The 16,980-nt window shown below is 62.1% G+C and carries 15 protein-coding genes; 8 read left to right on the top strand and 7 right to left on the bottom strand.

Annotated features, from left to right (window positions below):
• Positions 1-25: 25 nt before the first annotated feature.
• The 6 genes from ACU5AZ_RS14105 to ACU5AZ_RS14080 form a co-directional block, all read right to left on the bottom strand.
• Positions 26-1,429, bottom strand: coding sequence for a radical SAM protein (locus tag ACU5AZ_RS14105; RefSeq protein ID WP_446822981.1), 1,404 nt, complete (start codon positions 1,427-1,429; stop codon positions 26-28).
• 39 nt (positions 1,430-1,468) lie between these two features.
• Positions 1,469-1,630: a hypothetical protein gene (locus ACU5AZ_RS14100; protein WP_446822980.1), complete on the bottom strand. Its 162-nt coding sequence runs from the start codon at positions 1,628-1,630 to the stop codon at positions 1,469-1,471.
• Positions 1,631-1,698: 68 nt separating this feature from the next.
• Positions 1,699-1,887, bottom strand: coding sequence for a hypothetical protein (locus ACU5AZ_RS14095; RefSeq protein WP_446822979.1), 189 nt, complete (start codon positions 1,885-1,887; stop codon positions 1,699-1,701).
• Positions 1,884-2,333, bottom strand: a complete 450-nt coding sequence (locus tag ACU5AZ_RS14090; RefSeq protein WP_446822978.1) for a hypothetical protein — start codon at positions 2,331-2,333, stop codon at positions 1,884-1,886. The genes ACU5AZ_RS14095 and ACU5AZ_RS14090 overlap by 4 nt, the downstream gene beginning before the upstream one ends.
• 32 nt (positions 2,334-2,365) lie before the next feature.
• Positions 2,366-3,073, bottom strand: a complete 708-nt coding sequence (locus ACU5AZ_RS14085; RefSeq protein ID WP_446822977.1) for a prolipoprotein diacylglyceryl transferase family protein — start codon at positions 3,071-3,073, stop codon at positions 2,366-2,368.
• A gap of 22 nt (positions 3,074-3,095) precedes the next feature.
• Positions 3,096-5,162, bottom strand: a complete 2,067-nt coding sequence (locus ACU5AZ_RS14080) for a M3 family metallopeptidase (RefSeq protein WP_446822976.1) — start codon at positions 5,160-5,162, stop codon at positions 3,096-3,098.
• A gap of 306 nt (positions 5,163-5,468) precedes the next feature.
• On the opposite strand from ACU5AZ_RS14080, the gene ACU5AZ_RS14075 reads away from it, so the two are divergent.
• Positions 5,469-5,951, top strand: coding sequence for a MarR family winged helix-turn-helix transcriptional regulator (locus ACU5AZ_RS14075; protein WP_446822975.1), 483 nt, complete (start codon positions 5,469-5,471; stop codon positions 5,949-5,951).
• The gene (locus ACU5AZ_RS14070; protein ID WP_446822974.1) at positions 5,951-7,192 is read left to right on the top strand and encodes a multidrug effflux MFS transporter; all 1,242 of its coding nucleotides are present in this window, start codon (positions 5,951-5,953) and stop codon (positions 7,190-7,192) included. The genes ACU5AZ_RS14075 and ACU5AZ_RS14070 overlap by 1 nt, the downstream gene beginning before the upstream one ends.
• Before the next feature lie 51 nt (positions 7,193-7,243).
• Here ACU5AZ_RS14070 and ACU5AZ_RS14065 read toward each other — a convergent pair whose 3' ends face one another.
• Positions 7,244-8,461, bottom strand: a complete 1,218-nt coding sequence (locus ACU5AZ_RS14065; RefSeq protein WP_446822973.1) for an argininosuccinate synthase — start codon at positions 8,459-8,461, stop codon at positions 7,244-7,246.
• A 208-nt stretch (positions 8,462-8,669) separates the two neighbouring features.
• On the opposite strand from ACU5AZ_RS14065, the gene ACU5AZ_RS14060 reads away from it, so the two are divergent.
• From ACU5AZ_RS14060 to ACU5AZ_RS14035, 6 genes are all read left to right on the top strand, one after another.
• Positions 8,670-10,415 carry a sensor histidine kinase gene (locus ACU5AZ_RS14060; protein ID WP_446822972.1) on the top strand — a complete coding sequence of 582 codons (1,746 nt, stop codon included), beginning with the start codon at positions 8,670-8,672 and terminating at the stop codon, positions 10,413-10,415.
• 3 nt (positions 10,416-10,418) lie between these two features.
• Entirely contained in the window at positions 10,419-11,798 is a 1,380-nt protein-coding gene (locus ACU5AZ_RS14055; RefSeq protein WP_446822971.1) for a sigma-54-dependent transcriptional regulator, read from the top strand.
• A gap of 306 nt (positions 11,799-12,104) precedes the next feature.
• A complete protein-coding gene (locus ACU5AZ_RS14050) occupies positions 12,105-13,106 on the top strand; it encodes a DctP family TRAP transporter solute-binding subunit (protein ID WP_446822970.1) in 1,002 nt (333 codons plus the stop codon).
• Between the two features lie 82 nt (positions 13,107-13,188).
• Positions 13,189-13,875, top strand: coding sequence for a TRAP transporter small permease (locus tag ACU5AZ_RS14045; RefSeq protein WP_446822969.1), 687 nt, complete (start codon positions 13,189-13,191; stop codon positions 13,873-13,875).
• A 4-nt stretch (positions 13,876-13,879) separates the two neighbouring features.
• Complete coding sequence (locus ACU5AZ_RS14040) at positions 13,880-15,499, top strand: TRAP transporter large permease (RefSeq protein WP_446822968.1); 1,620 nt, start codon at positions 13,880-13,882, stop codon at positions 15,497-15,499.
• Positions 15,500-15,777: 278 nt separating this feature from the next.
• Entirely contained in the window at positions 15,778-16,959 is a 1,182-nt protein-coding gene (locus tag ACU5AZ_RS14035) for an ABC transporter substrate-binding protein (RefSeq protein WP_446822967.1), read from the top strand.
• The last annotated feature ends 21 nt before the right edge of the window (positions 16,960-16,980 follow it).

Below are 16,980 nucleotides of genomic sequence, written 5' to 3'. Positions count from 1 at the left end.
ATCCGGGAACCCTGAATTCTGCAGGTCAATCGCGAAAGCGCGCGACCGATCCGTCCCGGTAGAGAAGGTTATATGTCTCGAACGGAATAAGCTGACCGTTTTCGGTGACGAAGTGGATGCAGGACCGCTTGACGTTGCCGACGTCGAAATCGTGCCGGTCCATGAAATTGACGATTACCACGCGGAAGATGTTCTCGTAGGACAATCCCTCCGGCACCGGCACCTGCGGCAGGCAACAGAGGAGATCGCCGAGGCGACCGGCGACATTCGGCTCGATGGTGGACAGCGAGAACAGGTCGAAGATCTTCTGCTTCAACGACGGATAGCGCTCGAAATTAACCGCGTTCGGCACCGCCTCGACCAGCTCGTCCTTCGGGATCATCGAGGTCACCGGAATGACAGTTTTACCGTTCCTGAGACCATAGCCGATCGAGATCGCCGTCGGATTGCACGGCAGCGGGATCATGTCGGCCTCGCCGAAGATACCGCTGTCCTCGATGATCCGCCGGCGAATGTCGGAGAGCAGCACGCGGTTCTTCTTGAGATCGTAGTCCTCGTTGCGCCCGGCATCCTGCACCGGCTGGAAGGTGACACCGCGCACGCAGGAAAAGCCGAGCGCATGATCGATGATCGCCGCCATCTCGTGGTCGTTGACGCCCTTCTTGACCGTCGCCACAAGGGTCGTCGAAATGCCCCTCGCCTCCAGTGCCTCCAGCGCCTTGCGGCGCACCTTTGAGAGATCGGCGCCGCGCAGATTACGGATCGCGTCCGGCTCGAGCGAGTCGAACTGCAGATAGATTTCCAGCCCCTTCTTCCGCTCGGCAAGCGCATCGGCGAAGGCAGGATCGGTAGCGATCCTGAGGCCGTTGGTGTTGATCATCAGGTGCCGGATCGGCCGCGCCTTCGCCATGTCGATGATGGTGAGGATGTCGGGATGAATGGTCGGCTCGCCGCCGGAGAGCTGCAACAGGTCCGGCTCGCCTTCACTCCGAACCAGAGCATCCATCATCCGCCCGATGGTCTCGAGCGGCTTGTGGCCGGTCAGCGCCTGCGAAGAACCGGCGAAACAGACAGGGCAGGTCAGGTTGCAGGCCTCGTTGACCTCGATGATCGCCAGACAGGAATGCTGCTCGTGATCGGGACAGAGCCCGCAGTCATAGGGACAGCCGTAGTCGGTGCGGGTCTGCACCTCCAGCGGCCGGTCGCCGGGCTTCAGGAAGGAAAGCTCGGCCCGGTAGTAATCCGCATCGGAGGAGATCCGCACCTTCTGGACCCCGTGTTCGCGACAGCGCTTCTCGTAGAAGACGTCATCTCCCTCGATCAGGATCTTCGCCGGCACCAGCTTCATACAGGTGCCGCACATGGATCGCGTTTCGCCATAGAAGAGATACGGCTTGGATTTGCGCGGCGAATGGGCGTGATGGTTCATGCAGCCTTCCGATGGCAACAGAGGCAAAAGGATCGCAGATCAGCGCCGGACCGGCAGGACTGACTGCACATTGAAGGTCATGAGGCCTACGATCGCAAGCAACACAGCGGAAAACGGTTCAAAATGGAAATTGGGCGTCGCGCAGATACCCGGCAGCAGCAGGCAAAGACCACCGAGAATAGCGAGAAGGCGCACAGTCATCTGTTTCCCCACCTGATGAAAGAGCCGCAAGTCCCCGACATTACCAGACGGAGGACACAGGCGGATAGTCACTTACTCAAACCATCATAGATCATCTTCACGCCACCGAGGCCGATCAGGATGCCGACGCCCCAGATCGGCAGGACGCCCATGTCGATGCTGTTACCGATGAAGATCATGTTGCTGAATGCGAGACTGCAAAGCCCGGGAAGAAGCAGGATGCAGCCACCGACGACCAGCAAGATGCGCGCAATCATCGCGTTCCCCGCCAGTGCAGGAACGGCGGAACAACCGAGACGCCGATCGCGCCGGCTGTAACCAGAATGGTGATGATGATGTCATCCGGAGCGTCGATGCCCATCTCGTCGTAAAGCATCAGCACAGAAAACAGAATGACCAACGACGAGATGATCGCAAGCGCAAGACTGGCCTGCGGTGCCCGGCGCCAGGATGCATAGCGCAGCAGGAGGCCGATCAAGACCGTGGAAAGCAGGATGGAAGGCGCCGCCACGATGACGAACACGCCGGTAAAATTATGGGGGCCGCGAAAACGGAAGCCGCCAGAAATCCATTCGAACAGCGCCGCCACGTAAAACAGCCCGCCACAGGCGCCCGGCAACAGGAAGAGCACACCGAGCAGGACACGCAACGTGACACCGGCATTGCCGCGCTTTTCTTCCGGCACTCCATTCGGATCGAACATTCAGGTTCTCCCTTGACCCGACGCCCGCGCCTTCATCCGGCACCTTCCGGCTGAACCGCGCTCCGGCTCCCCTGCAGCATGACCAGCGCATAGCCGACCATGAGGAGGGACAATAGCTGAAAGACACTGAGCCCTGCAATCACCGCTCCGTAGGGCTTCCAGAATTCCAGAACGAAACGCTCGAGGCCGTAAAAACCGACGGCGAGATAGAAGCCATTTGCCCGCCAGTAGGCCGAGCCGCGCAGGATCATGCCGATATAGACGATCGCGAACGACGCCATGGCGAGGCTTTCATAGAGCGCCACCGGATGGCGCGGAATGCCGTCACCGAAGTCCCAGCCCCAATCTGCGCCGGTCGGAATGCCGTAGGTGAAATCCTCCATGCCCGACATAAGGCAGCCGATCCGCCCGACGGCAATGCCGAGCGCCACCGGCAGGGCGTAGATCGCCCCGGTCCGCTCTAAGATGCCGGAGGCGCGCTTGTAGAGCTCCACCGAGACGATGGCACCAAACAGAGCGCCTTCCACCGAGCGGCCGAAACCGGGCTGGCCCGAAAGCCAGAGATTGAGCGATCCGAAGACCCACGCACTCACACCGGCCCCGAAAACGACCGCTGCAATGTATCCGCCCCGCAGGGGCCGGCTCACCGGATTTTTCGGAAACCACGTCCGCCGCAGAACATAGAGAACGGCAAAGGATGTCAGCCAGGCGAGAGCGTCGAAGATCGTATGGAGAAGCACGTCGACGCCCTCCCCGAAGTCGTCAGGCCGCGAGGCCCTTCTTCTTCAACATCGCGTCCGGGCTTGGCAGCTTCCCGCGGAAGGCCTTGTAGGTGTCTTCCGGATCAACCGCGCCGCCGATCGAATAGACATTGTCCTTGAGCTTCCTGGCCGTTGCCGGGTCGAAGACGTTGCCGGTCTCCTCGAAGGCCGAGAAAGCGTCGGCATCCAGCACTTCCGACCACATGTAGGAATAGTAGCCGGCCGAATAGCCGTCGCCGGCGAAGACGTGCTGGAAGTGCGGCGAGGCGTGCCGCATGACGATCGACTGCGGCAGGCCGATTTCCTTCAGGTATTCCGTCTGGAAGGCCATCGGGTCCTCGACCTTGCCGGCCGTGTGGAAGGCCATGTCGACCAGCGCCGACGAGGTGAACTCCACCGTCGCGAAACCGGCGTTGAAGGTGCGGGCGGCGAGAACCTTGTCGAGAAGCGCCTGCGGCATCGGTTCACCGGTCTGGTAGTGCACGGCATAGGTCTTCAGGATTTCCGGAACGGTCAGCCAGTGCTCGTAAAGCTGCGAGGGCAGCTCGACGAAATCGCGGGAAACGCCCGTGCCGGACACGGACGGATAGGTCACGTCCGACAGCATTCCGTGCAGCGCGTGGCCGAACTCGTGGAACAGCGTGCGGGCATCGTCGAGCGACAGCAGCGCCGGCTTGCCGGCGGCGGGCTTGGCGAAGTTGCAGACATTGTAGATGATCGGCAGTTCGCCATGCGCACGGTTCTTCAGCGTCAGCCGGTGCTGCGACTGGAACGAACTCATCCAGGCGCCGGAACGCTTCGAGGAGCGGGCGAAATAATCGCCGAGGAACATCGCCTTCAGCGCGCCGCTTGCCGCATCGCGGATCTCGAAGACACGGACGTCCGGATGATAGGCGGTCACACCCTTGATCTCGACGGCCTTGATGCCAAACAGCCGGCCAGCGACATCGAAGCAGGCCTCGATGATCTTTTCGAGCTGCAGATAGGGCTTCAGTTCGGCTTCGGAGAAATTGAACTTCTGCGCCCGGATCTTCTCGGCGTAATGGCGCCAGTCCCAGGGCATGACGTCGTGGTTCTTGCCCTCGTCGGCGATCAGCGCGGCGATATCGGCCTCTTCGTCCTTGGCGCGAGCCACGGCCTTCGCCCAAACCTGCCTGAGCAGGCCGAACACAGCCTCCGGCGTCTTGGCCATCGTGTTGTCGAGCTTCAGTTCCGCATAATTGCCGTAGCCGAGCAGCTCGGCCTTCTTGGACCGCAGGGCGAGCGTGTCGCGGATGATGCCGATATTGTCCGTAGCCCCGCCGTTCGCGCCGCGGGCGATCCACGCCTTGAACGCCTGCTCGCGCAGGTCGCGGCGCTCGGAAAAGGTCAGGAACGGCTCGATGATCGACCGCGACAGGGTGACGGCGAACTTGCCGTCTTCCCCGTGTTCGGCGGCGGCGGACGCCATGGCATCCTTCAGGAAGTCCGGAATACCGGCAAGCTCGTCTTCGCTGCCGAGGAACAGTACCCAACCCTTCTCGTCGGCGAGCACGTTCTGGCCGAAGCTGGCGCCGAGACCCGCCAGCGTTTCATTGATGCCGGCCAGTTCCTCCTGCCTTTCCTTCGGCAGTTTCGCGCCGGACTTGACGAAGCCCTTCCAGTGGCGCTCCAGCACCCGGGTCTGCTCCAGCGTCAGGCCGAGCGTATCCTTCGTATTCCAGAGCGTATCGATGCGGGCAAACAGCGCGGCGTTCATACCGATCTTCGAGTAATGCCGGGAAAGCTTGGGCGCGATCTTGCGCTCCAGTTCCTGGACCACCGGATTGGTGTTCGCGCCGGCCCGGTTCCAGAACAGCGACGACACCCGTGACAGTTCGTCTCCGGCAATCTCCAGGGCGTCGACGGTGTTGGCAAAGCTCGCCGGCTCCGGATTGTCGGCAATCGCATTGATCTCGGCATCATGCAGGGCAAGCGCCGCGTCGAAAGCGGCCTCGAAGCCCTTGTCGTCGATTGCCTCGAAGCGGGGGAGCCCGTTCAGGCCGCTCCAGTCGATGAATTCGGGGCTGACGACGGGTTCTGCCTGCATGTGAAATTCCCTCCGGAATTTGAGATCTGGCGATAGGATCTATGCCGTTTCAGATATGGTTGCCTCATGCATATGGGAAGCCCGCAGCGGAAACAATCGGGGACAGCCACGCGAAAAGCGGAATTCGGCGTCACAATTTGAAGCAGCGGCGGAAATTAAACGGCACAGCGGCCGAGAAGTGTGGCAAGGTTATGAAAGCGTTCTGTCTCGCCCGCGATCGGCCGCAATCGATCAACCGGCGAACAGCCATTGCAAAACTCACGAAAAAATAATAATAAGTGAGACTTACAAAATGAGGAATGCAAAATGCCCATGAAGGCTGATCCCAATTCCGTTGGGTTCCTGATCAACGATGTCGCCCGCATCATCCGGTCGGCGTTTGAAAAGCGCATCAACGAAGCCGGATTGGGGATAACACCAGGCGAAGCGCGAGCTCTGTTGCACGCATCCACCTGTGGCGGATTCCGCCAGACGGCGATTGCGGAAAGGATGGGCATCGAGCCGATGACGCTGTGCGCCTATCTCGACCGCCTTGAAAAGCTGGACCTCATCAGCCGCACCCCCGATGAAACGGACCGCCGCGCGAAACTGATCTACGCGACAGACGATGCAGCGGCGATGGTCAGCAAGGTCCGGTATCTCGCAAAGGATGTGGTCGACAAGCTGCAGCAGGGCGTGGATGCGGAATCCCGGGAACTCGTTCGCCAGGCGCTGATCAAGATGCGCGACAACCAGTCGCTGGTCTTCGGTGACGAGCCGGCAGCGCAGGAAGAAAAAGAAAAGGCGTAATGAGTCTGTCCGTTCCCGGCCGCATGAGCGAAAGCCGGACCAGCATGATCGGGGCGCTGCTGATCACCATCGGCCCCATGTCCATGTCGCTCTACACCCCGGCCATGCCGGTTCTGGTGGATGCCTTTCACACCTCGCCTGCCGCCGTCAAACTGACCCTGTCGCTTTACTTCGCCGGCTTCGCGCTGACGCAGCTTCTGTGCGGACCTGCCTCCGATGCGCTCGGCCGCCGCCGTTCGGCGATCCTTTTCCTGTCCATCTATTTCATCGGCAGCGTCATGTCGGCGCTGGCGCCGACGGTTGGCATGCTGCTGGCGGGCCGCCTCGTCCAGGGCATTGGCGCCTCGATCGGCCTGACGACATCTCGCGCCATCGTGCGTGACCAGTTCACCGGCGCGCAATCGTCGCGCATCATGAACATGATCAACATCATGCTGGCGATCGGGCCGGCCATGGCGCCGACCATCGGCGGTGTTCTCCTGGAAATTTCCGGCTGGCAGGCGATCTTCTATATCATGGTCGGCTTCGGCCTGACGGCCGTCGGCGTCGTCTACTTCCTGATGCAGGAAACGACTGTCCCGGACATCACGAGGCTGAAGCCGGGCCCCCTGCTGAGGACATACCGGCGCATCTTCACCGACACGCAGTTCGTCTCGGCCGCCCTGACGCTCTCCTTCGCCGTCGGCGCACTCTACACGCTGGCGACCATCCTGCCCTTCGTTCTCGTCAAGGATGTCGGCCTGACGGAATTCCAGTTCGGCATCGGCATGCTGATGCAGACGGGTATGTATTTCTTCGGCTCCGTCCTCTTCCGCCTGCTGCTGCGCAAATGGAGCGCCGAACAGCTGGTCATCCCGGGTCTGCTGTTCGTGTTCGCCGGCGGGCTGGCGGCGTTCCTGTCCGCCCGTTTCGTGCCGCCGTCCTATCTCTCCATCATGATGCCCGTCGGCCTTTACGCTTTCGGCATTTCCTTCGTCATGCCGCACATGACGACCGCCGCTCTTGTGCCATTCCATCAGACGGCGGGTTCGGCGTCGGCGGTGATGGGCTTCCTGCAGATGGGAACAGGCTTTGCCTGCGGTCTGGCGGCGGCGATCATCGGCGTACCCTTGCTCGCCTTCATGACCGTGGTGCCGGGAATGAGCGTGATCTGCCTGGCGAGCTATCTCGTCTATCTGCGCGCCGTGCGCAAAGCCAGCCTTGTCGCGCCGTTGCAGGACGGCAAACAGCCTGCGGAATGAAAAACGGGGACCGAAGCCCCCGTCATCCATCGAAACATTTGAATGCCGGACTTACCGGTCGCGCTTGGCGAGCGTGCGCAGGCGCAGCGCGTTGAGCTTGATGAAGCCGGCGGCATCCTTCTGGTCGTAGGCGCCCTGGTCGTCCTCGAAGGTGACCAGCTTGTCGGAGTAGAGCGACTTCTCGCTCTCGCGGCCGGTAACCATGACATTGCCCTTGTAGAGCTTCAGCGTCACTTCGCCTTCGACATGCTCCTGGCTGCGGTCGATTGCCGCCTGCAGCATTTCGCGCTCCGGCGAGAACCAGAAGCCGTAATAGATCAGTTCGGCATAGCGCGGCATCAGCTCGTCCTTGAGGTGAGCGGCGCCACGGTCGAGCGTGATCGATTCCATGGCCCGGTGGGCGGCCAGCAGGATGGTACCGCCGGGGGTCTCGTAGACGCCGCGCGACTTCATGCCGACAAAGCGGTTCTCGACGAGGTCGAGACGGCCGATGCCGTTGTCACGGCCATAGTCGTTCAGCGCCTTGAGCAGGGTAGCGGGCGACATGGCGACACCGTTGATCGACACCGCATCGCCCTTCTTGAAGCCGATCTTGATGACCGTTGCCTTGTCGGGAGCGGCTTCCGGCGAAATGGTGCGCATGTGCACGTATTCGGGGGCTTCCTGAGAGGGATCTTCCAGAACCTTGCCCTCGGACGAGGAGTGCAACAGGTTGGCGTCGACGGAGAACGGCGCCTCGCCCTTCTTGTCCTTGGCAACGGGGATCTGGTGCTTCTCGGCGAAGTCGAGCAGATCGGTGCGGCTCTTGAACGACCAGTCGCGCCACGGTGCGATGATCTTGATGTCGGGGTTCAGCGCGTAGGCCGAAAGCTCGAAGCGAACCTGGTCGTTGCCCTTGCCGGTCGCACCGTGCGCAATGGCGTCGGCGCCGGTCTTCTTGGCGATTTCGATCAGGTGCTTGGAGATCAGCGGGCGGGCAATCGACGTGCCGAGCAGGTAGACGCCTTCGTAGACGGCATTGGCGCGGAACATCGGGAAAACGAAGTCACGGACGAACTCCTCGCGGACGTCCTCGATGAAGATCTCCTTGATACCGAGCATTTCGGCCTTCTTGCGCGCCGGCTCGAGTTCTTCGCCCTGGCCGAGGTCGGCGGTGAAGGTCACGACTTCTGCACCGAGTTCGGTCTGAAGCCATTTCAGGATGATCGAGGTGTCGAGACCGCCGGAATAGGCGAGGACGACTTTCTTCACGTCTTTATGCGATGCCATGTGACTGATCCACTTCGAACGCGGGCGGGACCGCCCTTCTGTTGAATTTGGCGCACTTTTAGCGAGTTTATCGGCAGGCGCAAGGGTCGTCGGCAGCTTATCCGGCGACGGGTCGGGGCATATGCCGGACCGGGACTTTCTGCCGCCGGTCATTTTCTATAAGCTCGCCGGGACGAGAGAAATGCATGGGGAGCCGATGTCCGGCAGAATGAGCGGGAGGAAGTTGCGTCGCCGGTTCCGGGCCATCCGGTTCGGCCTGCTCGTCGGCATTGTCATTCTGTCGCTGGGCGCCATCACCGTCGCATCCGACTACTGGCGTGACCGGGCCATGGTGACGATCCGCCAGCAGGCGATGGAAACGCTGTCGATACAGACGGAAGTGCTGGCCGGCATGTTCGAGAAATACCGGGTTCTTCCGCCACTGCTTGCGCGGCAGAACGATATCGCTTCCCTCTTCCGCGCCGGCGGTCATCCGGCAATGGCGGCCTTCAAGGCCGAGGAAGCCGCCGGCCTTTCCGGCGCCCGCGACGTCGCCTTCTTCTGGCCGGACGGACGGATGCTGGCTTCGGCACGCCACATCTTCGATCACAGCGACGCCGGCCTGAACCAGCTTTTCGGTGCCGCGCTGCAGGGCCGCTTGGGCCGCACCGTCATTTCGCCGGACAACAACACCCGCGCCTACGCCTTCGCCGCCGCTGTCCGCCGCGGCGGAGAGACGCTCGGCCTCGTGACCGTCTACGTCGATTTCGAGCGCATCGAGGCCACGTGGTCATTGCTGACCAGTCCGATCTACATCAGTGACCGCAACGGCACGATCCTGATCGCCAACCGTCCGGAATGGCGCCTGAAATCGGTCGAGGCGGTCTCGAACGAAACGTCCGGCACCATGATTTATCGGCTGGGGCGTGAAGCGGTGTCGCATCTGGACATGGTGCGCGACCTACCGCTGCTCGACTGGCGCCTGCACGTGCTCGGCGACATGCGCCCGGTCGAAGCCGCCGGCCTGTGGGGCGCGGCACTTGCCGCCATGGCCTGCCTGGTCTGCGCCATGATGATCTTCTTCTGGATCATGCGGCGGGAGCGCACGATCCTGCAGCTGCGCCGCGATCGGGCCACGGCACTGAGGCTGGAACGCACCGTCCGCGACCGCACCAGGGCGCTCAGCGTCACGAACCGAGAACTTTCCCGCGAGATCGACGAAAGACGCGCGACCGAGGACAAGCTGAAGAAGACGCAAGCCGAACTCGTCCAGACCGGCAAGCTCGCCGTCATCGGCCAGATGTCGGCCGCACTCAGCCACGAATTGAACCAGCCGCTCGCCGCGCTGAAGACGTACGCCGACAACACCCACCGCATGATCGCCGCCGGCAAGCTCGAACAGGCGACCACCAATCTCGGCCGCATCGGCGCCATGGTGGACCGCATGGCGGAGCTCTCCTCGACGCTTCTCTCCTTCTCCCGCAAGCCCGGCACGACGATCAGCGCCGTCAATCTCGGCTCGGTGGTCGACGAGGCCCTGATCCTCGTCAAGCCGCGGGCGCGCAAGGCCGGCGTGATGCTGACGGTCGACCCGAAACTGCGGGACTACACCGTCATGGGGGGCCGGGTCCGGCTCTCGCAGGTCATCGTCAACCTCATCTCCAACTCGATCGATGCCCTGTCCGGCCAGAAGGACAGCCGCATCAGCGTCACGGCGGGAAGCGAGGACGGCTTCGCCACCGTTGTCGTCGCCGACAACGGACCCGGCATTCCCGACGAGCTTCGCGCCTCCGTCTTCGATCCGTTCTTCACCACCAAGCAGGCCGGCGAAGGCGTCGGCATGGGGCTTTCCATCGCCTACAATATCGTCCATGACTTCGGCGGCCGCATCGAGTTGCAGGAATCGGCAAACGGCGGTTGCGCCTTTGCAGTCCATCTCGTTGCCGCCGACCAACAGCAAAAAGCAGCCGAATAAAGCATGACGGAATCGGTAACGCCCACAGTCCACCTCGTCGACGACGATGACGACCTGCGCGATGCACTCGCCCAGGGCCTTGAGCTTGAGGGACTGCCGGTCGCCGTCCATGACACGGCGGAATCGCTCCTGTCGGCGATCGCTCACGACGCCTATTGCGTGATCGTCAGCGATATCCGCATGCCGGACGTCGACGGTCTCGAACTCTTGAAGGCGGCGCTTGCCATCGACCCCACCATGCCGGTCATCCTGATCACCGGACACGGCGACGTGCAGATGGCCGTCGATGCAATGCGCGCCGGCGCCTATGACTTCATCGAGAAGCCCTTCCAGGTCTCGCGTCTTTACACCGTCATTGAACGCGCATTGGAAAAGCGCCGCCTGGTTCTCGAAAACCGCACGCTACGCTCGGAGCTGAACGAACGCGACGAACTGTCCGAGCGGCTGGTCGGCCGCACGCCCGGCATCAAGCGGTTACGCGAGCAGATCGTCATGCTGGCCGATACCGATGTCGACGTGCTGATCCTCGGCGAGACCGGTGCCGGCAAGGAGGTGGTGGCCCGCGCCCTGCACGACTTCTCGACCCGCAGCAAGGGCCATTTCGTCGCCATCAACTGCGCCGCCCTGCCTTCGGACATCATCGAGGCGGAACTGTTCGGCCATGAAGCCGGCGCTTTCACCGGCGCCCAGAAGCAGCGCATCGGCAAGCTGGAGCATGCCCATGGCGGCACGATCTTTCTCGACGAGATCGAATCCATGCCGCTCGACCTGCAGGCCAAGCTGCTGCGCGCCATCGAGACGCGAACCATAGAGCGACTGGGATCGAACAAGCCGATCCCGCTCGATATTCGCTTCGTCGCAGCAACCAAGTCCGATCTTGGCCAGGCAAGCAACCAGGGCAATTTCCGCGCCGACCTCTATTTCCGCCTGAACGTCGTCACCTTGTCCATCCCGCCGCTGCGCAACCGGCGCGAGGACATCCCGCTGCTCTTCTTTCATCTGGCCCGGCAGGCTCGCGCCCGCTTCCGCCGCGAAATCCCGCACCTCGACGCCGGGCTCGAACTGCAGCTGATGACCTATGAATGGCCGGGCAATGTGCGTGAACTGCGCAACTATGCCGACCGTTTCGTTCTGGGCATGTGGAATGGCTTCTACAGCGAGAGCGAAGAGCCGCAAACAGCCTCGAATGCATCGGAGGGATCGCTTGCCGATCTCCTCGACCGCTACGAGCGCTCTGTCATCGAAGCCGAGCTTGCCCGCAACAACGGCGCCATGAAGCCGACCTATGAAGCGCTGCAGATTTCCCGCAAGGGTCTCTACGACAAGATGAAGCGTCTCGGCATCACCGGAACCGAGGGAAGCGGCGAAAGCCTCAATGGGTAGAAGGCGACACAGCGCGCCTTAGCGGGCGTGTAGCCAGCTACCCACACCGGATACATCTTCGGCGGACGCCAGACGTGTCCGCATATCAAGTACCTCATTTTATTTAATAAATTATTCACCGATCCGGTTGGCACGCGGATTGCTACACTATTAGCGCCGCGAACATTGGGAGGATGTTTCGGCCGCCGTGTCCGCGAAAGCGGACCATTGGCCCTGTTTCCTCCCAACGTCTTCCCGGCATCCGGCAACAAGCCGGATCATTCCGATTTCATGGGCCGTGGGGGCCCAAAGTGGAGGACTTACAGAATGAAGAAACTGCTTCTCGCAGGCGTTTGCCTTTTCACGCTGGCAGCCGGTGCCAACACCGCATTCGCCGATGATTGCGATTCTGGAGAGATCGTCATCAAATTCGCCCATGACGTGGCGGAAAGCCATCCGAAGGGCGTCGCCGCCAAGATGCTGGCGGAGCGCGTGAACAAGGAAATGAACGGCAAGGCCTGCATGGAGGTCTTCCCGAACTCGACGCTGTTCGATGACGACAAGGTCAAGGAAGCCATGCTGCTTGGCGACGTCCAGCTCGCCGCGCCGTCGCTCTCCAAGTTCGAGGCCTACACCAAGAAGTATCGCCTGTTCGACCTGCCCTTCCTGTTCGACGACCTGGCTTCCGTCAACCGCTTCTACCACTCCGACGCGGCCAATCAGCTCCTGCACGCGGTCGACGACGTCGGCTTCACCGGCCTGCACTTCTGGGCCTCGGGCATCAAGCAGTTCTCTGCCAAGAAGCCGCTTCTCGTTCCGACAGACGCAAATGGTCTGAAGTTCCGCATCCAGCCGTCCGACGTCGCCCAGGCGATGATCGAAGCCTTGGGCGCATCAGCCCAGAAGCTTGCCTTCAAGGAAGTCTACGGTGCCCTGCAGACCGGCGTCGTCGACGGTCAGGAGAACTCCTGGTGCAACATCTACACCCAGAAGTTCTACGAAGTGCAGGACGGTGTGACCGAGACCAACCACGGCCTCCTCGGCTATCTGGTGGTCACGTCCAAGGACTGGCTTGACGGTCTGGAGCCGGACGTTCGCGACCAGTTCATGAAGATCCTCGACGAGGTCACCGACGAGTTCAACAATTCCATCGCCGGCAAGGAAACGACCTGCAAGGAAGACATGATCAAGGCCGGCGCCACCGTTCGCGAGCTTTCGCCCGAACAGCGCAAGGAATGGGTCGCCACGATGAAGCCCGTCTGGGATCAGTTCGAAGGCGATGTCGGCAAGGACATGATCGAAGCCGCGGTCGCTTCGAACAACAAGTAATCCGCACCGCTGACGTGTCGATTACAGCCCGGCCGCCCTTGTTGCGGCCGGGCTTTTCAAAAACTGCACTGGAGGGGATCCAATGTCATTCCTGCCTTACGGGCCATGGGTGCTTCTTGTCGTCCTGGTCGTCGTCTACTTCATTCTCGACCGCCGTTATCCCGAGGGACTGGCACGGTTCGAGGAAAACACGCTCGCTTTGCTGCTGGCCGTCATAACGCTCGTCGCCTTTACCCAAGTGATCGCGCGCTACGGCTTCAATTCCGGCTGGAGCGGCGCCCTTGAATTCCAGCGCATCCTGTTTGCCTGGCTGATCCTCTTCGGCATGAGCTACGGCGTGCGCACCGGCACCCATCTCGGGGTCGACGCCTTCGTGCGCATGTTCCCCGCTCCGCTGTTCAGGGCGGTCGCCATCTTCGGCGCTCTCGCCTGCATTCTCTACACCGCAATCCTGCTGGGCTCCGCCTGGATGCAGGTGTTCGGCACCAATACCAAGGGCGGCGCCGTCCTTTACTGGTCGACCATCTACCGCACCGGTGCCGGCCTCGACGAGATGAAATGGCCGCAGATCATGGTCGACGCTCTCGGCATCAAGGAGCGCCTGCCGCGCTGGTCAGCCTATCTGATCATGCCCGTCGGTCTCGCCCTGTTCGGCCTGCGCTCCGCCCAGGCCCTCGTGCAGATCGCACGCGGCGAGCGGGAACTGATGATCGCCGGCCACGAGGCGGAAGACCTCGTCGCCGAGCACAAAGACGTATTGAAGGACTGACGTCATGGAACCTCTGATCCTATTTATCCTCGTCCTGACGTTTCTGTTCCTCGGCGTCCCAGTCGCCATTTCGCTCGGCCTCTCCTCGATCCTCATCACCGCCTTCTTCTCGCGGGATTCGATGTCGTCGGTCACCGTGCAGATGATGGACGCCTCGCAGAACTATACCCTTCTGGCGATCCCGTTCTTCGTCCTCGCCTCCGCCTTCATGTCGACAGGCGGGGTGGCGAAGCGCATCATCCACTTCGCCATCGCCAGCGTCGGGCATTTCCGCGGCGGCCTTGCGATCGCCTCGGTTCTGGCCTGCATGCTGTTTGCCGCACTGTCCGGTTCGTCGCCGGCAACCGTGGTCGCAATCGGCACCATCGCCATCGCCGGCATGCGCCAGGTCGGCTATTCCAAGGAGTTCGCCGCCGGCATCATCGCCAATGCCGGCACGCTCGGCATCCTCATCCCGCCGTCGATCGTCATGGTGGTCTATGCTGCCGCGACCAACGTCTCGGTCGGGCGCCTGTTCCTCGCCGGCGTCGTGCCGGGCATCGTCGCCGGCCTCATGCTGATGGGCGCGATCTACATCATCGCCCGCCGCAAGGGATTGCCGGCAGGGGAATGGCGTGGCTTCGGCGAAATCCTGCAGGGCGGCAAGGAAGCCGGCTTCGGCCTGTTCCTGATCGTCATCATCATCGGCGGCATCTATGGCGGTGTCTTCACGCCGACCGAAGCCGCCGCCGTCGCAGCCGTCTATTCCTTCCTCGTCGCCATCTTCATCTATCGCGACATGGGGCCGATGAAGGACATCGTCTGGATCCGGGAAACCGACAGCCGCAAGGCGGTGCTCGGCTTCAAGGCTCTGGTCTACGCCGTCTCCTTCCTGTTCGTCTTTATGGTGCTGTCCTACTTCGCAACGGCCGACTGGCCGAACATCACTGCGATGGACCGGCTTTGGGTCGGCGGCATCATCGCGCTGGCGATCCTGGTTGCCTACACCATCTGGCGCGACCCGGGCAGCAATCCGGCGCATATCCCGAGCTACCTCACCGCCAGCCTGCCGATCTGGAGCCGCAACCTCGGCGCCATGGCCAGGCAGATCGTTCCGGCGATCTTCCACCAGGAAACCCGCAAGGTGCTGATCGACGCATCGCGCACGACCGTGATGCTGATGTTCATCATCGTCAACGCGCTTCTGTTCGCCCATGTACTGACGGCGGAACGCATTCCGGATACGCTGACACAGCTGATGCTGTCCTACGGCTTCAACTGGTTCACCTTCCTGATCGCGATCAACCTGCTGCTGCTGCTCGGCGGCCAGTTCATGGAACCCTCCGGCCTGCTCCTGATCGTGGCACCGGTGGTCTTCCCGATCGCCATGCAGCTCGGCGTCGATCCGATCCATCTCGGCATCATCATGGTGGTGAACATGGAAATCGGCATGATCACGCCGCCGATCGGGCTCAACCTGTTCGTCACGTCCGGCATCACCGGCATGAGCCTCGTTCAGGTTGTCAAGGCGGCCATGCCCTTCGTCGGCGTGCTGCTGCTATTCCTGGTTCTGGTCACCTATGTCCCGGCGCTTTCCACCTGGCTTCCCTACAGTCTGATGGGGCCTGAGATCGTCAACCAGTAGCCGTCAGCAGTGACAAAAACGGGCGGCGGAGCCATCCGCCGCCCGTTTTCCATTTGGACAATTTATTCTTGATTCCAGCCATTCGGGGGTGCATTGTCCGCATGTGCGCGCGGGAAACAGGCTTTCCCATGGGGAAATCCGGTCAAACGGGCAGTTGCGCAGGGGGAACGACTTGATCAAGGGCGATGAAATCCTGCCTGTGCACGCACGGGATCAACACGGGCGATTTTCCGCCCGGATACACAAGAACACTTCTGGACATCAAAAAGGGTGAACCTATGAAACGGATGTTTGCGGTCCTCGCAGCAACGACAATGCTGGCATTGCCGGCCAAGGCCGAAGATATCAAGCTCGGCGTCCTGATGGGCTTTACCGGCCCGCTGGAATCGCTTGCCCCGGACATTGCCGCCGGCGCGGAACTCGCCATGAAAGAAGTCTCCGACAGCGGCGCGCTGCTGAACGGCTCGAAGGTAACTCCGGTCCGCGGCGATTCCACCTGCGTCGACGCTGGTGCGGCAACGGCTGCAGCCGAGCGGCTCGTCACCTCCGACAAGGTCAACGCCATCGTCGGCGCCATGTGCTCCGGCGCCACGACCGCCGTTCTCCAGAACGTCGCGCTCGCGAACGGCGTCGTGATGATCTCGCCGTCTGCGACCTCGCCGGCTCTGTCCTCCGTCGAGGACAACGGCCTGTTCTTCCGCACCGCGCCGTCCGACGCCCGCCAGGGCGAAATCCTCGCCGACATTCTCTCCGATCACGGCGTGAAGTCCGCGGCGCTGACCTACACCAACAACGACTACGGCAAGGGCCTTGCCGACGCCATCAAGTCCAGCTTCGAAGCCAAGGGCGGCAAGATCACCATCTCCGCGCCGCATGACGACGGCAAGGGCGACTATTCGGCCGAAGTCGGCGCGCTGGCTTCTGCCGGCGGCGACGTGCTGATTGTGGTCGGCTATCTCGATCAGGGCGGCAAGGGCATCATCCAGGGCGCACTCGACGCCGGTGCGTTCGAAACCTTCGTCCTCCCCGACGGCATGATCGGCGACAGCCTTCCGGCCGCGATCGGCCCGGCTCTCGACGGTTCCTACGGCGAGCGTCCCGGCACGGATTCAAACGGCGCCGAGCTCTACGCCAAGGCGATCGAAGGTGCCGGCGGCAAGGTCGGCCCGTATGGCGCAGAAGCCTATGATGCCGCTGCCCTGATCATGCTCGCCATGCAGGCCGCCGGTTCGTCCGACAGCGCCAAGCTGAAGGAAAAGGTCATGGATGTCGCCAACGCACCGGGCGAGAAGATTCTTCCCGGCGAACTCGCCAAGGGCCTCAAAATCCTTGCTGACGGCGGGGACATCGACTATGTCGGCGCGTCCGACGTCGAGCTGATCGGCGGCGGCGAAAGCGCCGGCAAGTTCCGCGAGATCAAGATCGAAGGCGGAAAGATCGTGACCGTCGGCTATCGCTGATTTTCTGATTGAGGGGACCGC

The organism is Rhizobium sp. PAMB 3182, from assembly GCF_052908355.1.
Note: the sequence above shows the minus strand (reverse complement) of the source record. Positions and strands in the feature narration are given on the sequence as shown.

Coding starts and splice junctions, on each gene's coding strand:
- ACU5AZ_RS14105 (WP_446822981.1), bottom strand. CDS start 1,429: ATGAACCATCACGCCCATTCGCCGCGCAAATCCAAGCCGTATCTCTTC.
- ACU5AZ_RS14100 (WP_446822980.1), bottom strand. CDS start 1,630: ATGACTGTGCGCCTTCTCGCTATTCTCGGTGGTCTTTGCCTGCTGCTG.
- ACU5AZ_RS14095 (WP_446822979.1), bottom strand. CDS start 1,887: ATGATTGCGCGCATCTTGCTGGTCGTCGGTGGCTGCATCCTGCTTCTT.
- ACU5AZ_RS14090 (WP_446822978.1), bottom strand. CDS start 2,333: ATGTTCGATCCGAATGGAGTGCCGGAAGAAAAGCGCGGCAATGCCGGT.
- ACU5AZ_RS14080 (WP_446822976.1), bottom strand. CDS start 5,162: ATGCAGGCAGAACCCGTCGTCAGCCCCGAATTCATCGACTGGAGCGGC.
- ACU5AZ_RS14075 (WP_446822975.1), top strand. CDS start 5,469: ATGCCCATGAAGGCTGATCCCAATTCCGTTGGGTTCCTGATCAACGAT.
- ACU5AZ_RS14070 (WP_446822974.1), top strand. CDS start 5,951: ATGAGTCTGTCCGTTCCCGGCCGCATGAGCGAAAGCCGGACCAGCATG.
- ACU5AZ_RS14065 (WP_446822973.1), bottom strand. CDS start 8,461: ATGGCATCGCATAAAGACGTGAAGAAAGTCGTCCTCGCCTATTCCGGC.
- ACU5AZ_RS14060 (WP_446822972.1), top strand. CDS start 8,670: ATGAGCGGGAGGAAGTTGCGTCGCCGGTTCCGGGCCATCCGGTTCGGC.
- ACU5AZ_RS14055 (WP_446822971.1), top strand. CDS start 10,419: ATGACGGAATCGGTAACGCCCACAGTCCACCTCGTCGACGACGATGAC.
- ACU5AZ_RS14050 (WP_446822970.1), top strand. CDS start 12,105: ATGAAGAAACTGCTTCTCGCAGGCGTTTGCCTTTTCACGCTGGCAGCC.
- ACU5AZ_RS14045 (WP_446822969.1), top strand. CDS start 13,189: ATGTCATTCCTGCCTTACGGGCCATGGGTGCTTCTTGTCGTCCTGGTC.
- ACU5AZ_RS14040 (WP_446822968.1), top strand. CDS start 13,880: ATGGAACCTCTGATCCTATTTATCCTCGTCCTGACGTTTCTGTTCCTC.
- ACU5AZ_RS14035 (WP_446822967.1), top strand. CDS start 15,778: ATGAAACGGATGTTTGCGGTCCTCGCAGCAACGACAATGCTGGCATTG.